The sequence below is a fragment of the Brevundimonas sp. genome (genome assembly GCF_031082345.1).
In the GTDB taxonomy this organism is placed as follows: domain Bacteria; phylum Pseudomonadota; class Alphaproteobacteria; order Caulobacterales; family Caulobacteraceae; genus Brevundimonas.
In genome coordinates this window covers 2,503-18,546 of sequence record NZ_JAVHLH010000024.1, presented here as the reverse complement: position 1 = coordinate 18,546, position 16,044 = coordinate 2,503, and the positions used below count along the sequence as shown (strand labels likewise).

Sequence of the window (16,044 nt, the reverse complement as noted above, 5' to 3'; positions counted from 1 at the left end):
GCGAGGCGCTGACTCCCTCCGCGGCGGCCGAGGAGCGCGTGTTGCTGGGCCTGCGCACGGTCGAGGGCGCGGCGCTGGCCGATCTGGCGGCGCTGGGCCGGACGGCGGAGACGGGGCCGCTCGCCGGGTTGATCGACGACGGTTTCCTTGATCTCCGGGCCGGACGGGTCATCGCCACCCCTGCCGGCCGACCGGTGCTGGACGGCGTGCTGAGGGCGCTACTGGCCTGAAGCCGGCCGGGGCTTCGGTTTGGCCGTGCGGGCATGCGGCGGCTTGCGCGCCTCATCCGCCGCGTCGAGCATGCGGATGCCCGAGATGTCGGCCTCGTCCGGCGTCATCTGCATCTCGGCCCGCGGCGGATCCTTGACGACCACCACCCCGTCGCCCGCGGCGGGGTTCAGGGCCCCCTGGCGGGGATCGTCGGATTTGGGCGTCTTGTGCGGCATGCAGGCAAAACCCCGACCCTGTCGCGAGGTTCCGGCGCCGGACAGTTGTCGAGAGGCCGCCGCCCCCTCTATGAGGACGGTCATGGACACCCTCACCTTCCGGCGCGCCAGCAGGCGCGACCTTCCGGCCATCGTCGGCCTGCTGGCCGACGATCCGATCGGACGGCTGCGCGAGGATGCGACGGAGCCGTTGCTCGCGGCCTACGATGAGGCGTTCGCGGCCATCGAGGCTGACCCGAACCAGCTCCTCGCGGTGGCGACGAAGGGCGACGCGGTGATCGGAACCTTGCAGATCACCTTCATCCCGGGCTTGTCCCGAAAAGGGATGTGGCGCGGCCAGATCGAGGGAGTCCGCATCGCCGCCAGTCACCGCGGAGAAGGACTGGGGCGTCGGGCTTTCGAGTGGGCGATCGGGGAATGCCGGACGCGCGGCTGCGGCCTGGTCCAGCTGACCACCGATCGGGAACGACCGGAGGCGCATCGCTTCTACGAACAACTGGGCTTCACCGCGAGCCACCTCGGCTACAAGAAGACGCTGTAGCGCTTTCGGCGCTTGAGGCCGGGGCGGCGCGCTGGCACGGTCCCGCCGATGCCCGATCCGTCCGTCTTTCCGCCGACCGCCCCGCCGCCGCGCCCCGTCGCTTCGGGGCTCTATCTGGTGGCGACGCCGATCGGGAACCTGCGCGACATGACCCTGCGGGCGCTGGACGTGCTGGCCGCCGCCGACCTGGTGCTGGCCGAGGACACGCGGGTGACCGGCAAGCTTCTGTCGGCCTACGGGCTGAAGGCGAAGCTGGAGCGTTGCGACGATCACGCCTCGGCGCGGGCGGCCGAACTGGCCATCGAACGGCTGCGCGAAGGGGCGGTGGTGGCCCTGGTCTCGGATGCGGGCACGCCGCTGGTCAGCGACCCCGGATTCGTGGTCGCCCGGGCGGTGATCGCCGAGGGCCTGCCGGTGCATCCGATTCCGGGCGCGTCGAGTCTGCTGGCGGCCCTGTGCATCGCGGGGCAACCGGCCGACCGGGTGCTGTTCGCCGGCTTCCTGCCGCCGAAGTCGGGAACGCGAAAGGCGGCGCTGGAAGAACTGCGCACCGGACGCCAGACGCTGGTCTTCTTCGAGAGCGGCCCGCGCCTCGCCGACAGCCTGGCCGACATGGCCGCGGTGCTGGGGCCGCGTCCCGCCGCGGTCGCCCGCGAGCTGACCAAGCTCTACGAGGAATGCATCCGGGGCTCGCTGCCCGAACTGGCCGTCGATCCGCGCTGCCAGTCGCCCAAGGGCGAGATCGTCATCGTCGTCGGTCCTGGCGAGACCGACGTCGCTTCCGCGGCCGACGCCGACGCGGCCCTGGCGGAGGCGATGACCCGCCTGCCGCCCGGCGAGGCGGCGGCGGAGGTGTCGAAGGCGCTGAATCTGCCCCGCAAGCCGCTCTACAAGCGGGCGCTGGAGCTGCAGGGGCGGTGAGCGGCGCGCGGCCCCCGGTTCGCCTGAAGGCGGCGAGGGTCGTGGCGGCCAAGCGCGGCTGGCGGGTGGCCCTCGGCGCCCTGTCTCACCGCGAGGGGCACCGATCGGAGTGGCTGGCGGCGGCCCTGCTGATGAGTCGGGGCTATCAGCTGCTCGGGTTCCGGTTGAAGACCCGGGCCGGCGAGATCGACATCCTCGCGCGACGCGGGCGGACGCTCGCGGTCGTCGAGGTCAAGCGCCGCGCCACCCTGGAGCTGGCTCTCGCGGCCCTGACCGCGAACCAGTATGATCGGCTGCTGGCCGCGGGCCGCGCGGTGTTGCGTCAAAGACCCAGCTTGGCCGGACATCAGCTCCGAATTGACATGGTGGCGCTGGCTCCGGGCCGGCTTCCGCGCCATCGTCGGGGGGTGGAGCCGTTCGGGAGGGGGAGGGCGTGACGCGCGACGAAGCCGAGACCGTGCTGACCGAGGCCGGACAGGCCGAGGACGGGGCGTTTCCGTTGCTGGAGGCGGCGATCGCCTGCGCCATCCATGACTATCCGTTCCGGGATCCGGAGCCGGTGCGCACCCTGGCGCACAACGCGGCCGAACGTCTGGCGGAGCGGATCGGCGGCGAGAGCCCGGACGACGCCCTGGCGGAAACCATGGCCTCGGATCTTCGGCTGAATGGCGACCTGCTGAACTACGACCATCCGGGCAACACCGACGTGATCGACGTGGCCGAGCGGCGACGCGGCCTGTCGGCGACCCTGGCGATCTTCTACCTCGACGCGGCGCGGCGGGCGGGGATCCGGGCGAAGGGCGTCGACTTCCCTGGCCATTTCCTGCTGCGGGTCGAGACCGCCGAGGGCCCGGTGGCGCTGGATCCGTTCAGCCAGGGGCGGCTGGTGCTGCCGTCTGAACTGACCCGGCGGGCGCTGCGGGCCGGTCTGACGCCGCATGTCGCCGACCGGCTGGACGTGCTGATGGCCCCGGTCAGCGACCGCCAGGCCCTGCTGCGGCTGCAGAACGTGCTGTTCAGCCGCGCCCTCAACGCCCAGGACTATGAGGGCGCCGAGCGGTCGGCCCTGCGTCGGGCCTTGCTCGACCCCGAGGATCACCGTCCGTGGCTGGACGTGGCCGCCGCGCGAGAGAAACAGGGGGCGCTCGCCGGAGCGCTGGAGGCCCTGTCGCGGGCCCGCTCGCTGGACGATCCGACCGAGGCGCATCGCCGGATGTCGGTCGACCGGGTGAGGCTGCAGCTGAACTAGGGTTGCGCTCACCGCCCCCGCTGCCCATTAGCCAAGGTCCGACCGCCTGTAAGGACAGCCCATGCTCAGAGTCGCGATCCAGATGGACCCCATCGAGGCGGTCAACATCGACTCGGACACCACCTTCCTGCAGGCGATGGAGGCCCAGAACCGGGGCTATCCGGTGTGGGTCTACGATTTTCGGACCCTGGCGCTGGAGGACGGGAAGCTGTTCTGCCGGGCCCGGCCGGTGACCCTGCGCCGCAACGCCGGGGACCATGTCAGCTTCGGCGACGAGGTGAAGCTGGACCTGTCGCAGGACGTCGACGTCATCCTGATGCGTCAGGATCCGCCCTTCGACATGGCCTATGTCACCGCCACCTATCTGCTCGAGACCGTGCATCCGAAGACCCTGGTGGTGAACGACCCCGCCGAGGTGCGATCGGCGCCCGAAAAGCTGCTGGTCACCCGTTTTCCCGGCCTGACCCCGCCGACCCTGATCAGCTCCGATCCCGTCGCCCTGACCGACTTCCATCGTCGCCATGGCGATGTGGTGCTCAAGCCGCTGCACGGCGCCGGCGGCTCGGGCGTGGTGCGGCTGAAGGCCGACGATCCCAATCTGGAGGCGCTGATCGAAATCCACGCGGTCGGCTCGCGCGATCCGCTGGTGATCCAGAAATTCCTGCCGGCGGTGTCGAAGGGCGACAAGCGCATCCTGCTGGTCGACGGCGAGCCGGTCGGGGCCATCAACCGGGTGCCGGCCGAGGGCGCGGTGCGCTCCAACCTGCACGTCGGCGGCACGGCGGCGCCGGTCGAGCTGACGGAACGGGATCGCGAAATCTGCGCCGCCATCGGGCCGACGCTGCGGGAGCGCGGCCTGATCTTCGTCGGCATCGACGTGATCGGCGACTGGCTGACCGAGATCAACGTCACCTCGCCCACGGGCGCCCAGCAGTTGAAGCGCTTCACCGGCGTCGATGCGGCGGCCCTGATGTGGGACGTGATCGAGAAGAAGCGCGCGCCTTCCCCGGCCGGATAACGCCGCTCTTGTAAATCGCATCAGTTCATGGTTCGTTCTCTCGCGGATTGCGGGAGGGGCCGATGGTGGCCAGCGTCGTCACGGTGGCGTTCGAGGGCGTGGACGCCCGGCGCGTGGACGTGCAGGTCCAGCAGCTGTCCAGCGACCAGCCGTCCTTCACCATCGTCGGCCTCGCGGACAAGGCGGTGGCCGAGAGCCGGGAGCGGGTGCGCGGGGCCTTCGCCGGCATCGGCCTGGCCATGCCGCCGAAGCGGATCATCGCCAATCTGGCGCCGGCCGACCTGCCCAAGGAGGGCAGCCATTTCGACCTGCCCATCGCCCTCGCCCTGCTGGCCTCGATGGGGGTCATTCCGGTCGACGCCCTGGCCGGCTGGGCCGCAGTCGGCGAGCTGGGACTGGACGGCCAGATCGCGCCGGTGGGCGGGACCCTGCCGGCGGCGGTGGCCGCCGACGCCATGGGACTGGGCCTGATCTGCCCCGAGGCCAACGGGCCCGAGGCGGCCTGGGCCGGGGAGGTGGCGGTGCTGGCGCCGCGGTCCCTGATCGGACTGGTCAATCACTTCAAGGGCGTCCAGGTGCTGCGCCGCCCGGAGCCGGGGGCGATGCGGTCGGGGGACCGCGTCCCCGACCTCAACGAGGTCAAGGGTCAGGAGAGCGCCAAGCGGGCGCTGGAGATCGCGGCGGCGGGCGGCCACAACCTGCTGTTCGTCGGCCCGCCGGGGTCGGGCAAGTCGATGATGGCGGCGCGTCTGCCCGGCCTGTTGCCGCCGCTGACGCCGAAGGAGCTGCTGGAGACCTCGATGGTCTGGTCGGTGGCCGGGCTGATCGAGCGTGGCGCCCTGACCCGCGACCGACCGTTCCGCAGCCCGCATCACTCGGCCTCGATGGCGGCCCTGACCGGCGGCGGCCTGCGGGCCAAGCCGGGCGAGGCCTCGCTGGCGCACAACGGCGTCCTCTTCCTCGACGAGCTGCCCGAGTACAGCGCCCAGGCGCTCGACTCCCTGCGCCAGCCGCTCGAGACCGGCGAGATCGTCGTCGCCCGGGCCAACGCCCACGTCCGCTATCCGGCCCGGTTCCAGCTGGTGGCGGCGATGAACCCCTGCCGCTGCGGCCTGGGGGGCGGCGGCAAGGGGGCCTGCGGCAAGGCGCCCCGATGCCAGCGCGACTACCAGAACCGCATCTCCGGACCGATGTTCGACCGCATCGACCTGACCGTCGAGACGCCGCCGGTCACCGCCGCCGACATGGCCCTGCCGCCGCCGGCCGAGGGCACGGCCGAGGCCTCCGCCCGGGTGCTGGCCGCTCGCGCCATGCAGGAGGAGCGACTGCGCGCCGCCGGCATCGATCCGGACTCCGCTCGCGACCAGGCCGTCAACGCCCGCGCCTCGGGCGAGACCCTCGACCGCTTCGCCACCCCGGATGAGGCGGGTCGCGCCCTGCTGATGCGGGCCGGAGAGGCCGGCGGCCTGACCGCCCGGGGCTGGACGCGGACCCTGAGGCTGGCCCGCACCATCGCCGACCTCGACGGCTGCGACGGCGTGCTGCGCCGGCACATCGCCGAGGCGCTGGTGCATCGCCGCTCGACCATCGGGGCGCACGCCGATTTCGAGCGCCGCGATGAAGGCCGCACGGAGGGACGGACCGGCGCCCCCGCCTACTGACCTCAGACTTCCTTAACCGACCTGCTTGAACCAGCCTTAAGACCTGTTCGCCATGATCGCCGTCCAAGGGGATGTGACGTATGGCGCGCAAGACGAAGGCGGTTCCGGACACGGCGACGACGGTCGCCCCTGCGGCGGAAGGCGCCGAGCAGCAGTTCCTGCGGCTGATGAGCCACGAAATGCGCACGCCGCTGAACGGCGTCATCGGCATGCTCGGCCTTCTGTCCCGGACGCGACTCGACGGCGCCCAGCGGGCCTATGCCGAGGCCGCCCGGTCCTCGGCCGAACACCTTCTGGGTCTGGTCAACGACCTGCTCGACTACGCCCGGCTGGAAGCCGACCGGCTGGAGTTCGACTCCGCCCCGGTCGATCTGGAGGGCCTGGTCCGCGGGGTCGCGGAACTGCTCAGCCCCCGCGCCCACGACAAGGGGCTGGAGATCGCCTGGTCGGTCGCCCCCGAAGCCGTCGACGTCATGGCCGACGAGGGCCGGCTGCGCCAGGTGCTGTTCAACCTCGCCGGCAACGCCGTGAAATTCGCCGAGACCGGCGGCGTCCGCATCACCGTCGAACGCTCCGGCGGATCGATGAAGGCGCCGAAGCTGGCCTTCATCGTCGACGACACCGGCCCGGGCATTCCGGCCGAGGCGCGCGGCCGCATCTTCGAGGAGTTCGGCCACGTCGACGCCTCCGACGCCAGCCGCTTCGGCGGGGCCGGCCTCGGCCTGGCGGTGGTCCGCAAGCTGGCCCACGCCATGGGCGGCACGGTCAGCGTCGCCGACCGGCCGGACGGCCCCGGCGCCCGCTTCCGCTTCGAGGCGGCGTTCCCGGCCGCGAAACACATGCCCGCCCGATCCTCCCGGGCGTTGGCGGGACAGACCGTCGCGGTGGTCAGTCCGGACCCGTTCGTGCGCGCCGCCGCCGTGGCCCAGATCGAGGCCTCGGGCGGCAGGGTCGCGGCGAAAGCCCCGGTCATGTTGATCGACCACGCGGCCCGCCCGGCCGGTCAGGGCCTCGTGCCCCGGCCCGCGGGCGGCCGCGCCATCGTGTTGCTGAAGCCGTCGGAGCGGGACCTGATCGCCCGTTACCGTTCGGCCGGTTTTCACGGCTATCTGATCAAGCCGCTGCGTCGCGCCTCGGTGGCCGAGCGGGTGCTGGCCGCCTCGGGCGCGCAACTGACCATGCAGCCCGGACCGCCGCCGCCGCCGCCCGAGGACGATCGCGTCGCCCTGACCCGGTTCTCGGGCATCCGGGTGCTGCTGGTCGAGGACAATCCGGTCGGGGCCCTGCTGGCCTCGACCCTGCTGAAGCGCGAGGGCTGCGCGGTCGAGACCGCCGCCAGCGGCCATGAGGCGCTCGATGCGCTGAAGCGGGCCCGCTACGACCTGGTGTTCATGGACATGCGGATGCCAGGCATGGACGGGTGCGCCGCCGCCCGCGCCATCCGCGCCCGCGGCGACGAGACGCCGATCGTGGCCCTGACCGCCAACGCCTTCGCCGAGGACCGCCGCGCCTGCCTCGAGGCCGGGATGGACGACCATCTGGTCAAGCCGCTGGAGCTTGAAGCGCTGCGCGCCTCACTGGCCCGCTGGACGAAGAGCGCGGACCGCGCCAAGGTCGCCGTCGCATAGACGGACGCCGGGGGGCGTCATACGAGGGACGCCCATGACCGACGCCGCCACGCCCGACAAACCCGTGCGCCGCTTCGGGGGGCTGGCGGTCTATGGCGAGCGGCAGTCGATGGCGATGCTGTTGCTCGGCTTCGCCTCGGGCCTGCCCAACCTGCTGGTCTATGACACCCTTTCCGCGTGGTTGCGCGACGACGGCGTGACCCTGGAGCTCATCGGGTTCTTCGCCCTCGCGACCCTGACCTATGCGCTGAAATTCATCTGGGCCCCCCTGATCGATCGCACCCAGATTCCGTTTCTGGGCCGCTGGCTCGGGCATCGTCGTTCCTGGATGCTGGCCACGCAGGGGTTCATCATCCTTGGACTCTGGCTGATTTCGGGCTCCAATCCGCAGACCCAGCTGGCCGCCTTGGCCGCCTTTGCGGTGGCGGTCGGCTTCTTCGGCGCCACCCAGGATATCGCCATCGACGCCTGGCGTATCGAGGTCGCGGACGATAGCCGTCAGGGCGCCATGGCTGCGGCCTATCAGCTGGGCTGGCGTGTGGCCCAGATCGCGGCCGGCTTCATCCCCCTGGCGCTGGCCCAGATCTACAACTGGAACCTCTCCTATGCGGTCATGGCCGCCCTGATGGCGTTCGGCGTCCTCGGCGTGCTCATGGCGCCCCGCGAGCGCAAGCACGTCATCCGGGAGATTCCGGTCGCCGACATTCCCTCGCGTCCCTGGCTGGAGCGGGTGGAGTGGGTGATCCGGCTTGGGTTTATCGTCGTCGCCGCCCTGATCATCGGCACGGGGCTGACCGACAAGGCGGATGCCTTCCTGTGGGCCTTCAGCGGGGTGATGTCGTCCGGCGCGGAGGCGGCGGTCGACGGCTGGATGGAGGCCGGGGGCCTGACCGGGGTGCTGACCCAGTTCGGCTGGGTGATCGGCGGATTCGGCGTGCTGGTCCTCGCCTGCTGGCCGGTGCCGCGTTTCCGCACGCGCCCGGGAGCCTATCTGGCCGCGTCGTTCGGGGGGCCACTGATCGATTTCTTCCTGCGCTTCGGCAAGCTGGCCGGGCCGATACTGGCGTTGATCTGCCTGTATCGTCTGGCCGATTTCGTCCTCAACATCATGAACCCCTTCTATCTCGATCTGGGCTTCAGCCTGATCGAGATCGGAGAGGTCCGGAAGCTGTTCGGGGTCATCGCCATGTCGCTGGGCGTGTTCGTCGGCGGCTGGTCGGTGGCCCGGCTCGGACTGATCCGCACCATGGTGATCGGGGCCTTCATGAGCCCGGTTTCGAACCTCGTCTTCGCCTGGCTGGCGACCCAGGGCCATGACCTGACCGCCCTGTTCATCGCGATCGGCGTCGATAATCTGGCGACGGGTTACGCGGGCACGGCGCTGATCGCCTATATGTCGAGCCTGACCTCGATCGGCTTCACGGCGACGCAGTATGCTCTGTTCAGCTCTCTCTACGCCCTGCCGGGCAAGCTTATCGCCTCGCAGTCCGGAAAGATCGTCGAGGCTTCCGCCCGCGCCGCCGACGCGGGCGGACCGCCCTCCGTGTTCAAGGGACTGTTCGGCGGGCTGCCGTCGGGGTCGCTGGTCGAGGGCGCGGCCAAGAGCGGCGTGTCTGTCGCCGGCCTTGGTTCAGGCTATATGACCTTCTTCCTTTACTCGGTCGTCATCGGAATCTTCGCCATCTTCCTCGCCTTCTATGTCGCGAAGCGGCAGCCGGCGGTGATGGCGGCGCAGAAGGCGCGGGAGGAAGCGGCGGCCGCGGAGGCGCAGCCGTCCTGACCCCTCAGCCCTGCTCCCCGATCGCGCCTTCCTCATAGGCGGCGAAGGTGGCGGCGGTGATGATTTCGCTGACCGAGGCGCCGAGAGAGACGATCTGGACCGAGCGTTCGAGGCCGACCAGCAGCGGGCCGATCACCGTGGCCCCGCCCAGGGCCTGGACCAGACGGGTCGAGATCGAGGCCGAGTGGATGCCGGGCATGACCAGGATGTTGGCGTCCCGGGACAGGCGCATGAACGGGTAGGCGGCGCGCGCCTCCGGGTCGAGCGCCAGTTCGGCCGGCATCTCGCCCTCGTATTCGAAATCGACGCCGCGCTCGTCGAGCAGGCGGATGGCCTCGCGGATCATCTCGCCGCGGTCGCCGGGCGGGTTGCCGAAGGTCGAATAGCTGAGGAAGGCGACGCGCGGGTTGCGGCCCAGCCGGCGCACGGTGGCGGCGGCCTGGACGGCGATGTCGGCGAGGTCTTCCGCGCCCGGCAGTTCGTGGATCGAGGTGTCGGCGACGAACAGGGTGCGGCCCTTGGCCAGCAGGATCGACAGGCCGATCATCCGCTCGCGGACGTCGAGGACCCGGCGGACCTCCTTCAGCACCATGTTGAAATTGCGGGTGACGCCGGTGACCATGCAGTCGGCCTGGCCGCGGGCGCACATGGCGGCGGCGAAATAGTTGCGGTCCTGATTGATCATCCGCTGCACGTCGCGGCGCAGATAGCCGCGGCGCTGCAGGCGGGCGTAGAGCCAGTCGGTGTATTCGACATTGTGCTCCGAGACGCGGGCGTTGACGATGTCGATGCCCATCTCGTCGAAATTCAGCCCGGCCTCGGCGGCGTTCTGACGGATCAGGTCCTCACGCCCCAGCAGGATCGGCGTGCCCAGCTCGGCCTGTTTGAAGCCCCAGGCGGCGCGGATGACGGCGGTCTCCTCGCCCTCGGCGAAGACCACCCGCTTGTTCGGCGCGGCGCGGACGGCGCCGGAGATGTTCTGCACCAGGGCCGCCGACGGATCGAGCCGCGAGCGCAGCTGGGTGCGGTAGGCGTCCATGTCCTCGATCGGCTTGCGGGCCACGCCCGTGTCCATGGCCGCCTGGGCCACGAAGGGCGGGATGTACCAGATCAGGCGCGGGTCGAACGGCGTCGGGATGATGTAGTCGCGGCCGAATTTCAGCTTGCGGCCGCGATAGGCGGCGGCGACCTCGTCGGGCACGTCCTCGCGGGCGAGGGCGGCGAGGGCCTGGGCGCAGGCGACCTTCATCTCGTGATTGACGCGGCGGGCGCGAACGTCGAGGGCGCCGCGGAAGATGTAGGGGAAGCCGAGGACGTTGTTGACCTGGTTGACGTAGTCCGACCGGCCGGTGGCCATGATGGCGTCGGTGCGGACCGACAGCACGTCCTCCGGGGTGATCTCCGGGTCCGGATTGGCCATGGCGAAGATGATCGGATTGGGCGCCATCGACGCCACCATCTCCTTGGTGATGGCGCCCTTGGCCGACAGGCCGAGGACCACGTCGGCGCCGACCATGGCTTCCGCCAGGGTGCGGTGCGGGGTGTCGGTGGCGTGGGCGGCCTTCCACTGGTCGACGTTGGCGCGGCCCTTGTAGACGACGCCGTCGCGGTCGACGATGACGGTGTTCTCCTGGCGCACGCCGGCGGCCTTCATCAGGCCGATCGAGGACAGGCCCGCGGCCCCGGCCCCGGCCAGGACGACCTTGAGATCCTCGAGCTTCTTGCCGGCGATATGGGCGGCGTTGATCAGGCCGGCGGTCGAGATGATGGCGGTGCCGTGCTGGTCGTCGTGGAAGACCGGGATGTCGAGCAGGTCCTGAAGCTCGCTCTCGATGACGAAGCATTCGGGGGACTTGATGTCCTCCAGATTGATGCCGCCCCAGGTGTCGCCGATGTTCTTGACCACGGTGACGAACTCGTCCGGGTCGGTGGTCTTCACCTCGACGTCGAAGCTGTCGACGTCGGCGAAGCGTTTGAACAGGACGGCCTTGCCCTCCATCACCGGCTTGGAGGCCATGTGGCCGAGATTGCCGAGGCCGAGGATGGCCGTGCCGTTGGAGATGACGGCGACCAGATTGCCCTTGGAGGTGTAGTCGTAGGCCTTGTCGACGTCCTCGGCGATGGCCAGCACCGGCACGGCCACGCCCGGCGAATAGGCCAGCGACAGGTCCCGCTGGGTCGCCATCGGCTTGATCGGGGCCATGGAGATCTTGCCCGGCTGGGGGCTGCGGTGGAACTCCAGCGCATCCTCGTCGGAGAAGGTCTGTTTGTCGGTCAGGTCGGGCATGTCGGCGAAGGTTTCCGCAGGGTCGGGTCGGGAGGATTGTTCCTAGGCCGTGGGGGGCGGGGGGACAACCGCCGAGGGGCGCGGGCGGCCGGGGCGGGTAGACTCCCCCGGAGCAAAAAACACGGTGGATGGAGTCTACCCCGTCTACCCCGGGGGCGGTGCGGCGGGCGGGCGCGACCCGAAAAAAGGAGTCGCAGGAGTCGCATCGGGACGGGCGTCGCGCCTGGGCGGTGCGGCGGGGGTGCGATTGTCAAAGACCGGGCCCGGCGAAGGGACCCGGGAGAGTCTACGCCGGGTTTTTCCTCAGGCGGGAAGATGAGGTCGGGAAAAGGACAGGGTGTTGAAAGGGTGGCCGGTTTTCGGGTGAGCCGGACTATAATTCCGGGAATGGCCAGCACAGCGTCGTGCACTTCCCTGCTTCCTCAAGGGGAGAAGGAAGGCGGCTCAGACCGCCAACGTTCCCACGCCCTCCACCTCCACCGGGCCGGTCATGAAGACGTGACCGGAGGCCTCGTCCCAGTCGATTTCGAGCTCGCCGCCGTCGACCTCGATGACGGCGTGGCGGCCGGTCAGGCCGCGCCGGGCGGTGGCCACGAGGGCGGCGCAGGCGCCGGTGCCGCAGGCCTTCGTCAGGCCGGCGCCGCGTTCCCAGACGCGCAGGCGGATGCGGTCGGGGGCCAGCACGTTGGCGAAGCCGACGTTGACCCCTTGCGGGAACAGCGGGTGATCCTCGACCAGCGATCCGGAGCCGCGCACGAAGGCGTCGTCCTGACGGTCGGTGAAGAAGACCACATGCGGATTGCCCATCGAGACCGCGCCCGGCGTGTGCAGGTTCGGAGCGTCGATGGGGCCGACCTGCAGTTCGATGCCGCGGGTGTCCATCTCCTCGGCGAGCGGCACCTGGGTCCAGTCGAGGCCGGGCGCGCCCATGTCCACCTTTACACGGTGATCGCCCGCCCGCGTCGCCGTGGTCGGCCCGCCGAGGGTGTCGATGACCACCGAGTCCTTGCCGGTCGATTCCATCAGCAGCCAGCCGACGCAGCGCAGGGCGTTGCCGCAGGTCTCGACCTGGCCGCCGTCGGCGTTCCAGACGCGCATGAAGGCGTCGGCGCGGTCGGAAGGCTCGATGGCGATCAGCTGGTCGCAGCCCTGGCCCGTCTCGCGGTCGGCGATGGCGCGCGCCTGTTCGGCCGTCGGGGTGAACGGCGTCTCGAGCGCATTGACCACGACGAAGTCGTTGCCGGCGCCGTTCATGCGGACGAAGGGACGGGTCATAGCAGCCGGATATAGAGGTTGGCGGTTCCTTGTGCGAGCGACGCGCGGTATCGCTGGGTGATGAGCCGATCGAAGCCCGCCGCCGACAGTCCGGACAAGCCCGACGGCCTGCGTCTGAGGGCGAGGCTGCGGGCGCTGTACCACGGCTCGTCGGTGACGGCCGTCCGGTTCCGGCTGGCGGTCCTGATCATCGACCTGATCATCATCGCCTTCTTCGTGGCCGCGCCGCTGCTGAAGTCCGACACCCTGGTCTTCTACATTCTCGACTATGTGATCGCGGCCCTGCTGGCCTTCGACCTGGCGGCGCGGGCCTGGGCCTTTTCCGATCTGAAGAGCTGGCTGAAGAAGCCGATCGTCTGGGTCGACCTGTTCATCCTGGCGACCCTGCTGTTCCCGGCCTGGCTGTTCAATCTCGGCTTCCTGCGGGTGCTGAGGCTGTGGACGCTGATCAATTCCGACTTCTTCTGGCGCACCATCGGGCGGCGCTATGACGACACCCGGGTGGAGGAGATCACCAAGGCGATCGTGGCGCTGATCACCTTCATCTTCGTCGCCACGGGCTTCGTCTACACCAGCTTCATGGGCCGCTACGAAGGCATCTCCGGCTATATCGACGCCCTGTATTTCACCGTCACCAGCCTGACCACGACGGGGTATGGCGACATCCTGCTGCCGGGCGTCTGGGGCCGGATCGTCTCGATCACCATCATGCTGGTCGGGGTGACCCTGTTCGTGCGGCTGGGACAGACGCTGCTGCGCCCGCACAAGGTGCGGTTCCCCTGCGACCAGTGCGGGCTGCAGGTGCACGATCCGGACGCGGTGCACTGCAAGGCCTGCGGCAATCTATTGTGCATCCCGGACGAGGGGCGGCACTGAGGAGGGGCGAGAGACGAGGGACGAGGGGCGAGTAAGAACACCGCTCCGTCTTATCGCTCCGACTGGACGCGGGGCGGACTCGAGGATTGCGCCCCTCGCCCCTCGCCCCTCGCTCCTCGCGCAAATGACAAAACCGTAACCTCGGTCCGCCGCGCCTTGCCGCGTTCCTGACCGCCGTTAAGGTGCCGGCCGACCAATCGTCGGGAACCGTCACCTATGATCCGCACCGCCGCGCTCGCCGCGCTCCTCGCCTCCACCGCCCTTTCGAGCGCCGCCATGGCCCAGACCCCCACGCCCGCGCCCGCCGACGCCTCGCGCGGCGCCTTCGCGACCTCGGACGCGACCGATCCGTATCTGTGGCTGGAGGAGATCGACGGCGAGCGGGCCATGGCCTGGGTCGAGGAACACAACGAACATTCGCTGGGCGTGCTGCGCGGCGACCCGCGCTTCGAGACCCTGCACCAGCAGGCGCTGGAGATCGTCCAGGCCCGCGACCGCATCCCCGGCGTCGGCTTCAACCACGACGGCACCCTGGATAATTTCTGGCAGGACGCCGAGCACGTGCGCGGGGTCTGGCGCACCACCACCCTGGACAGCTACCGCACGGCCGAGCCGGAATGGGAGACGGTGCTGGACATCGACGCCCTGTCGACCGCCGAGGGCAAGAACTGGGTCTACAAGGGCGCGACCTGCCTGCCGCCGGAGGAGACCCGCTGCCTGGTCTCGCTGTCGGACGGCGGCAAGGACGCGGTGACGGTGCGCGAGTTCGACCGGTCGACGAAGACCTTCGTCGAGGACGGCTTCGTGCTGCCGGAATCCAAGGGCGGGGCCTCGTGGCTCGACGCCGACACCCTGCTGGTCTCGCGCGACTTCGGGCCGGGCTCGATGACCAGCTCGGGCTATCCGATGATCGTCAAGCTGCTGAAGCGCGGCCAGACCCTGGACCAGGCGACCACGGTGTTCACCGGCCAGCCGACCGACGTCTCGGTGTCCGGCTATACGCTGCGCGACGCCGACGGCGTGGTGCGGGCGACCCTGATCAATCGGGGGGTCAATTTCTACGAGGGCGAGACGCACCGGCTGAACGCCGACGGCACGACCACCCAGCTGGCGCTGCCGGCCAAGTCGAACATCAACGCCCTGGTGCGCGGCCAGATGGTGGTGACCACCGACCAGGACTGGACCGCGCCGTCGGGCCAGGAATTCAAGACGGGCGACGTCATCGCCTGGGACCTCGACCGCTGGCTGGCCGATCCGGCCACGCCGGCGCAGCTGGTCATCCGGCCGGGCGAGCGCGAGGCCATCGAGGGCATGAACGCGACCCGCAACAAGCTGGTCGTGGCCCTGTACGAGAACGTGCGCGGCTCGGTCTATGTCTATGAGCCCAATCCCGCCGGCGAGTGGAGCCGGACCCGGCTGGACCTGCCGCAGAACGTCACCGTCGGCGTCGGCGCGGCCAGCGAGCGCGACGACCAGGTGTTCGTCAGCGTGGCCGGCTATCTGAACCCCTCGAGCCTGTATCTGGCCGACGCGGCCTCGGGCGAGGCGGATGTGGTCAAGTCGCTGCCGGCCAAGTTCGACGCCACGGGGATGGTGGTCGAGCAGTTCGAGGCGACCTCGGCCGACGGCACGAAGATCCCCTATTTCGTCGTCCACAAGGGCGACATGCCGATGGACGGGTCGAACCCGACCCTGCTGTACGGCTACGGCGGTTTCCAGAACTCGCTGCTGCCCGGCTATTCGCCCACGGTCGGCAAGCTGTGGCTGGAGCGGGGCGGCGTCTATGTCATCGCCAATACGCGCGGCGGCGGCGAGTTCGGTCCGCGCTGGCACCAGGCGGCGCTGCAGGAGAACCGCCAGCGTTCGCACGAGGACTTCCAGGCGGTGGCGCAGGACCTGATCACCCGCAACATCACCTCGCAGCCGCGGCTGGGGGTCATGGGCGGCTCGCAGGGCGGGCTGTTCATGGGGGCGATGCTGACCCAGCGGCCGGACCTGATCAACGCCGCGGTCATCCAGGTGCCGCTGTTCGACATGCTGCGCTTCCACAAGCTGCTCGCGGGCGCCTCGTGGATGGCGGAATACGGCAACCCCGACATCCCCGAGGAGCGGGCCTGGATCGAGGCCTATTCGCCGTATCAGCGGCTCGAGGCCGGCCGGCCCTATCCGGAGGTGTTCATCCACACCTCGACCAAGGACGACCGGGTGCATCCGGGCCACGCCCGCAAGGCGGCGGCGCGTCTGGAGGCGCTGGGCTATCCGGTGCTGTTCTACGAGAACACCGACGGCGGCCACGCCAACGGGGCCGACCCGACCGCCAACGCCCGGCGCTGGGGCATGCACTACACCTATCTCACCCGAC

General features: G+C 70.0%; 13 protein-coding genes and 1 pseudogene. 11 read left to right on the top strand and 3 right to left on the bottom strand.

All coding sequences use genetic code 11. The features are described from left to right. Nucleotides 1–230: pseudogene (locus tag RDU12_RS02960) on the top strand (coproporphyrinogen III oxidase); the annotation flags it as partial. Here RDU12_RS02960 and RDU12_RS02955 read toward each other — a convergent pair. Continuing rightward, nucleotides 219–530, bottom strand: a complete 312-nt coding sequence (locus RDU12_RS02955; protein WP_300291318.1) for a hypothetical protein — start codon at nt 528–530, stop codon at nt 219–221. The pseudogene RDU12_RS02960 and the gene RDU12_RS02955 overlap by 12 nt on opposite strands. On the opposite strand from RDU12_RS02955, the gene RDU12_RS02950 reads away from it, so the two are divergent. From RDU12_RS02950 to RDU12_RS02915, 8 genes are all read left to right on the top strand, one after another. Beyond that, the gene (locus RDU12_RS02950) at nt 529–987 is read left to right on the top strand and encodes a GNAT family N-acetyltransferase (RefSeq protein ID WP_300291316.1); all 459 of its coding nucleotides are present in this window, start codon (nt 529–531) and stop codon (nt 985–987) included. The two genes, RDU12_RS02955 and RDU12_RS02950, sit on opposite strands and share 2 nt — an antisense overlap. Before the next feature lie 48 nt (nt 988–1,035). Next, nucleotides 1,036–1,908 (top strand): 16S rRNA (cytidine(1402)-2'-O)-methyltransferase, encoded by an 873-nt coding sequence (gene rsmI / locus RDU12_RS02945; RefSeq protein ID WP_300291314.1) that lies wholly within the window; start codon nt 1,036–1,038, stop codon nt 1,906–1,908. A 41-nt stretch (nt 1,909–1,949) separates the two neighbouring features. Beyond that, entirely contained in the window at nt 1,950–2,345 is a 396-nt protein-coding gene (locus RDU12_RS02940; RefSeq protein WP_300291312.1) for a YraN family protein, read from the top strand. Beyond that, nucleotides 2,342–3,157: a SirB1 family protein gene (locus RDU12_RS02935; RefSeq protein ID WP_300291311.1), complete on the top strand. Its 816-nt coding sequence runs from the start codon at nt 2,342–2,344 to the stop codon at nt 3,155–3,157. The genes RDU12_RS02940 and RDU12_RS02935 overlap by 4 nt, the downstream gene beginning before the upstream one ends. Nucleotides 3,158–3,218: 61 nt before the next feature. Beyond that, nucleotides 3,219–4,175, top strand: a complete 957-nt coding sequence (gene gshB, locus RDU12_RS02930) for a glutathione synthase (RefSeq protein ID WP_300291310.1) — start codon at nt 3,219–3,221, stop codon at nt 4,173–4,175. Between the two features lie 62 nt (nt 4,176–4,237). Beyond that, nucleotides 4,238–5,836, top strand: a complete 1,599-nt coding sequence (locus RDU12_RS02925; RefSeq protein ID WP_308684072.1) for a YifB family Mg chelatase-like AAA ATPase — start codon at nt 4,238–4,240, stop codon at nt 5,834–5,836. A gap of 80 nt (nt 5,837–5,916) precedes the next feature. Next, entirely contained in the window at nt 5,917–7,464 is a 1,548-nt protein-coding gene (locus RDU12_RS02920; RefSeq protein ID WP_308684071.1) for a response regulator, read from the top strand. A 34-nt stretch (nt 7,465–7,498) separates the two neighbouring features. Next, nucleotides 7,499–9,244 carry an MFS transporter gene (locus RDU12_RS02915; RefSeq protein ID WP_308684070.1) on the top strand — a complete coding sequence of 582 codons (1,746 nt, stop codon included), beginning with the start codon at nt 7,499–7,501 and terminating at the stop codon, nt 9,242–9,244. A gap of 4 nt (nt 9,245–9,248) precedes the next feature. Here RDU12_RS02915 and RDU12_RS02910 read toward each other — a convergent pair whose 3' ends face one another. Both RDU12_RS02910 and dapF read right to left on the bottom strand, forming a co-directional pair. Next, on the bottom strand, nt 9,249–11,531 hold the full coding sequence (locus RDU12_RS02910) for an NADP-dependent malic enzyme (RefSeq protein ID WP_300292542.1): 2,283 nt from the start codon (nt 11,529–11,531) through the stop codon (nt 9,249–9,251). 444 nt (nt 11,532–11,975) lie between these two features. Further along, nucleotides 11,976–12,806, bottom strand: a complete 831-nt coding sequence (gene dapF / locus RDU12_RS02905) for a diaminopimelate epimerase (protein ID WP_308684069.1) — start codon at nt 12,804–12,806, stop codon at nt 11,976–11,978. A gap of 60 nt (nt 12,807–12,866) precedes the next feature. On the opposite strand from dapF, the gene RDU12_RS02900 reads away from it, so the two are divergent. Both RDU12_RS02900 and RDU12_RS02895 read left to right on the top strand, forming a co-directional pair. Then, entirely contained in the window at nt 12,867–13,682 is an 816-nt protein-coding gene (locus RDU12_RS02900; protein WP_300291973.1) for a potassium channel family protein, read from the top strand. A 216-nt stretch (nt 13,683–13,898) separates the two neighbouring features. Continuing rightward, nucleotides 13,899–16,044, top strand: a 2,146-nt coding sequence (locus RDU12_RS02895; RefSeq protein ID WP_308684068.1) for a prolyl oligopeptidase family serine peptidase, incomplete at its 3' end; no start/stop codon positions are given.